Origin of the sequence: Microcystis sp. M_OC_Ca_00000000_C217Col (genome assembly GCF_007095585.1) — a bacterium.
Taxonomy (GTDB): Bacteria; Cyanobacteriota; Cyanobacteriia; order Cyanobacteriales; family Microcystaceae; genus Microcystis; species Microcystis panniformis.
Map to the genome: position 1 here is coordinate 1 of NZ_SFBV01000057.1, position 5164 is coordinate 5164.

The 5164-nt window shown below is 41.0% G+C and carries 3 protein-coding genes; 2 read left to right on the forward strand and 1 reads right to left on the reverse strand.

Translation table 11 applies throughout. The annotated features are described in order from the left end of the window. Positions 1 to 311 precede the first annotated feature (311 nt). A complete protein-coding gene (locus tag EWV66_RS03415; RefSeq protein ID WP_287107740.1) occupies positions 312 to 1436 on the forward strand; it encodes a beta-ketoacyl-ACP synthase in 1125 nt (374 codons plus the stop codon). 416 nt (positions 1437 to 1852) lie between these two features. Then, positions 1853 to 3733, forward strand: a complete 1881-nt coding sequence (dnaG, locus tag EWV66_RS03420) for a DNA primase (RefSeq protein ID WP_287107741.1) — start codon at positions 1853 to 1855, stop codon at positions 3731 to 3733. 12 nt (positions 3734 to 3745) lie between these two features. On the opposite strand, the gene EWV66_RS03425 is transcribed toward dnaG, so the two are convergent. After that, positions 3746 to 4984 carry a glycosyltransferase family protein gene (locus EWV66_RS03425; RefSeq protein WP_052276458.1) on the reverse strand — a complete coding sequence of 413 codons (1239 nt, stop codon included), beginning with the start codon at positions 4982 to 4984 and terminating at the stop codon, positions 3746 to 3748. Positions 4985 to 5164 lie beyond the last annotated feature (180 nt).

The following is a 5164-nucleotide window of genomic DNA, read 5'->3' on the forward strand; positions in this document are numbered from 1 at the left end:
TTGTGTGATAATTTTTGCTTATGGAACCCTGAAGTGCTTATTGGGCAAAACTTTTAGGACTATTTTGCGGAAGAAACTATCGGTATAGACCTCGTTTCCACACAGAAACCAGAAGAGCCTGATAACTGATAACTGATAACTGATAACTGATAACTGATAACTGATAACTGATAACTGATAACTGATAACTGATAACTGATAACTGATAACTGATAACTGATAACTGATAACTGATAGATAACTGATAACTGATAACTGATAACTGATAACTGATAACTGATAACTGATAACTGATAACTGATAACTGATAAATGAATGTTGTGGTGACGGGAATTGGGTTGATCAGTTCTCTGGGAAATTTAAGTCAGAGTTGGCAAAGATTACTAGAGGGCAAAACTGGTATAACTAGGCAACAACCCTTTTCTGATTTACCCGCTTTACCCTTGGGTTTAATCGGTCACAAACCGGCATTTTTAGAGGATTTAACCAAAATTGCCCTGATTGCTGCCCTTGAAGACGCGAAGTTAACCCCTCCCTTAAAGGATTGTGGTGTCACTATCGGTTCTAGTCGCGGTTGTCAGGGTTTATGGGAACGGATGGCAGCGACGGGAATAGTAGAAAACTGGTTAGATAGTTTACCCGATCGCGCCTCGGTATTGACCGCTAGATTGATAGAAACCGGCGCCCCAGTCTTAGCACCCATGGCGGCCTGTGCCACGGCTATCTGGTCGATCGCCCAGGGTGTAGAATTAATTACTATGGGAGAATGCGATCGAGTTTTAGCCGGGGCGATCGAAACCCCGATCACTCCCTTAACTTTGGTGGGATTTGAACAGATGGGAGCTTTGGCGAAAACGGGCTGTTATCCTTTTGATATAGCTAGAGAGGGCTTGGTTTTGGGGGAAGGTGGGGCGATTTTAGTCCTTGAATCGGAGGAACGGGCTTTAAGTAGAAATGCCCCCATCTACGGGCAAATTTTGGGCTATGGTTTTACCTGCGATGCCGATCATGTCAGCGCCCCAGCGGTGAATAATCGTAGTGCTACCAAAGCCATAGAACTATGTTTGCACAGAAGTCAATTAAGAAAAGATGAAATTAATTACATTCACGCCCACGGCACTAGCACGCGTTTAAACGATGAACGGGAGGCAAACCTGATCGCCAGTATTTTTGGCTCGCAAGTGGCTGTAAGCTCGACAAAAGGGGCAACAGGACACACTTTAGGGGCTTCGGGGGCATTAGGTGTGGCTTTTTGTTTAATGGCTCTGAAAAATCAGCGAATTCCCCCCTGTGTCGGTGTGCGCGAGTCGCCTTTTCAATTAAATTTAGCTAGATCGGCTGTTAATTTTTCCCTACACAATTGTCTCTGTCTTAGTTTCGGTTTCGGAGGACAAAATGCAGCCATCGCAGTGCGGAAGTTTTTCAGTGATCAGTGATCAGTAATCAGTTCTTTCCCTGCCCGTCTCTGCATTTTTAACAAAACTTAACAATTATGGGCGAAATTTTGCTTGTTTTTGTCGGGAGATTTTGAGATAATATTTTTAAAAGATTTTATTTATAATGGGAATATTTGAGTCTAAGAAAATTTGCACAGATTTCCATTATGAGAAAAGCATAGCATAAGCCGCCGCCAAAGTCAAGTCCTTTCTTATTACTTATGGGTGCGAATTTCCGAGAGTCAAAAAGGGCCTTAGTGGGGGTGCTAGGTGTTGGGGAGATTTTTCAGTGATCAGCGATCGGTAAACAAAGGGGGAGACGGGGAGAATAAATAAAAGCAAATCTCCTGGTAACTGATAACTGGTAACTGGTAACTGATAACTGGTAACTGATAACTGATAACTGATAACTGATTATGGATACACCGCGACTACATCCGGATACGATCGAAGAAGTTAAACAAAGAATTGATATTGTGGATTTAATTTCCGAGAGAGTCGTCCTCAAAAAAAGGGGAAGGGAATACGTCGGTTTATGTCCTTTTCACGAGGAAAAATCCCCTAGTTTTACCGTTAGTCCTGCCAAACAAATGTATTACTGTTTTGGCTGTGGTGCGGGGGGAAACGGGATTAAATTTTTCATGGAAGTGGGGAAACAATCTTTTAGTGAAGTGGTTTTCGATCTCGCTAGAAGGTATCAAATCCCGATTAAAACTCTGGCAGTAGAACAGCGTCAGGAATTAGAACAGCAATTATCCCTCAAGGAACAATTATACGAGATAATGGCCGTGGCGGTGAGTTTTTATCAACACGCCCTTAGTCAACCCCAAGGGGAAAAAGCGTTAGATTATCTCAAGGTACAACGACAACTAACCGAGGAAACTATCGCAGCTTTTCAACTGGGATATTCTCCGGAAGGTTGGGAAACTCTCTATCGTTATTTAGTGGAACAAAAGCGCTATCCTGTGGCTTTAGTGGCACAAGCGGGATTAATTAAAGCGCGTCAAAATGGTAGTGGTTATTACGATCAATTTCGAGATCGTTTAATGATTCCTATTTTTGATAGTCAAGGACGAGCGATCGCTTTTGGTAGTCGCACTTTAGGTAATGAGCAGCCAAAGTATCTAAATTCTCCCGATACTCCTCTATTTGAAAAGGGAAAAACTCTCTTTGCTCTCGATCGAGCTAAACAGGCAATTATTCAGCAAGATTTAGCGATAGTTGTCGAGGGTTATTTTGATGCGATCGCTCTCCATGCTACTGGTATTAGTAATGTGGTTGCCTGTTTAGGAACAGCTTTAAGTCAAGAGCAAATTAAATTACTTTTGCGCTACAGTGAAAGTAAACAAATAATCTTTAATTTTGATGCTGATCAAGCGGGAATTAAAGCGACACAAAGGGCGATTGAGGAAATTAACTCTCTAGTTTATTCGGGACAAGTTAACCTAAAAATCCTCAATCTTCCCGATGGTAAAGATGCCGATGAATTTCTTAAATCCCATGCTGACGGGGTGAATACTTATCAAGAACTAATCGAAAAATCTCCTTTTTGGATTGATTGGCAAATATCGCAAATTTTGGTTAATAAAGATTTAAAACGGGGACTACATTTTCAACAAATAGCCAATAGTATGGTGAGTTTGCTGCAAAAGTTAATTGATAGCAATCAACGGACTTTTTATCTAGATTATTGTGCGGAGATTTTGGCTCAAAAAGATGCTACTCGTTTGCCTTATATTTTAAAAAATCTCTCTAAACAGGTTAATAAACCTCAAGGAAAATCTCTGGCAATCAAGAGGAAAAATATTTTAGATAAATCCGAAAAAAATAGCTCGGAAAAAGCCGAATGGTTATTATTATTAATCTATCTCCATTATCCTGAATATCGGGAAATAATTTTAGAATCTTTGGATGAAAAAGATTTAATTTTTAATGTCCCTGATTATCGTTGGTTATGGCAAGTAATTCTAGAGTTAGAAACCCAAATTACTAAACCAAGAGATTTGATGTCAGCTTTACAGAATCATTTATTGATAATCACCACAGACAAAAATCGTGATTTTAATTCTTTATTTCACTTAAATGAACATACCAGTCAGGAAATATTGCAGCCAGAAGAACAGATCAAAAATGCTATTATAGCTATGGAAAAAATTAGTTTAATGGAATATCGTCGCTACTGTCAAGAACAATTAATTAATGCTCTCGACAGCAATCAACGGGAATTTTATCAGCAGGAATTCTATCAAACTGTTAATAAATTAATCGCAATTGATCCTCACTACCAACAAGCTTAATTCTCTGATTGCTTAGAAGCTAGACAGTTGTTCGGCAATAATAGATACTAACTTATCCACTGCTCCCGCTTGCCCGCGCACTGCCCGCAATTTTTGCCGGATAGCCTCTAATTGTTCGGGATTTTCTAACCAAGATATAGCCATATTTGCCACTTCTTCTGGTTGTAATTCCCCCAATAATTCCGGAACAATTTCTGCACCAGCCCAAATATTTGGCCAAGCATATAAACGCTTTTTCCGCAACATATAGAGATTAATCATCTTAGCAAATAAAGAACCCACCCCCGGCAGTTGGGCTAATAAACCGGGTAAACCGTCCCAAGTTCTCATCGCATCTAGTTGCTGAGTCGGTAGTAAAATAATCATCGGGATTGCCAGCGCCCCTAATTCGGCAGTATTAGCTCCCACCGTCGTTAAAGCTAAATGACAGCGAGAAAGCTGGTTATGGGCGGGAAAATCGGTAATTAGGTCAACTTTTACCCCCTTATCTGTTTCTAGATAGGGTTTTTCACCGTTTTTTAATTTGGCAGCACTCCAACCGGTTTTAGTGATCATCGGATTAGAGCTAGGATCGGCAAATTTCGCCAAATAAGCTAAATTTAGGGTAGGAGCGACGGGAATTAAGAATTTAGTCCGGGGATCCTGCGCGTGTATCTTTTCGGCAATGGCTAGGGTTAGGGGTACACCCTGAGCTAATTTCGAGGGTTTGGAACCCGGGAGGAGTGCAATTAAGGTAGCATCATCGGGGGTGATAGCAGTGGGCAAATCCACCATTAAATCGCCGATAACGGTAAATTTAGATTGATATTGTTCAGGAATATTTTTTAATACACTTGTATTCATCACGGCAAAGCGATCGATACCCCGATACCAACGCGCTTCCCATTCCCCATAGATAACCGTGCGATAACCCAAACGTTTACCGATGGTGAGGGCAAAAAATTGATCGCCCCCTAAAAATAAAACGATGCCCTTGGGGTGCCAATCCCAATTATCGGCGGTTTTTCCCCAGAAAAGAAAATTAAAGAAGTTTTCTGGCGACTGGACTCGATCGACCTCTGGATATTTCCTAACTACTTCCGTTTCCGCCCCCATAGAATGAGTACAAGGGGAAAGAATCACCGAAATCCGCAACAGCGATCGATCTTCTGTTAAGTTTTGTCGCAATCTCTTGACAACTGGACGCACCCATGTAGATATTTCTCCAGGGCCATTGGAGAGAATGAGAAGATCAACAGGAGAATCAAACATGATAAGTAGCTGGTTATAATTAAATTAAAAATGGATTTTAGGTTCGATCCCCCCTGCCCCCCTATCCATTAGTCACATCTTTCTTAACATAAAATTTGACAAAAAGAGAAAAGTCTGCAAGATGGCTCAAGGGGGTTCTATGGGGGGACTAATTTGATGAGATAGTTTCCAAGTCTGGCT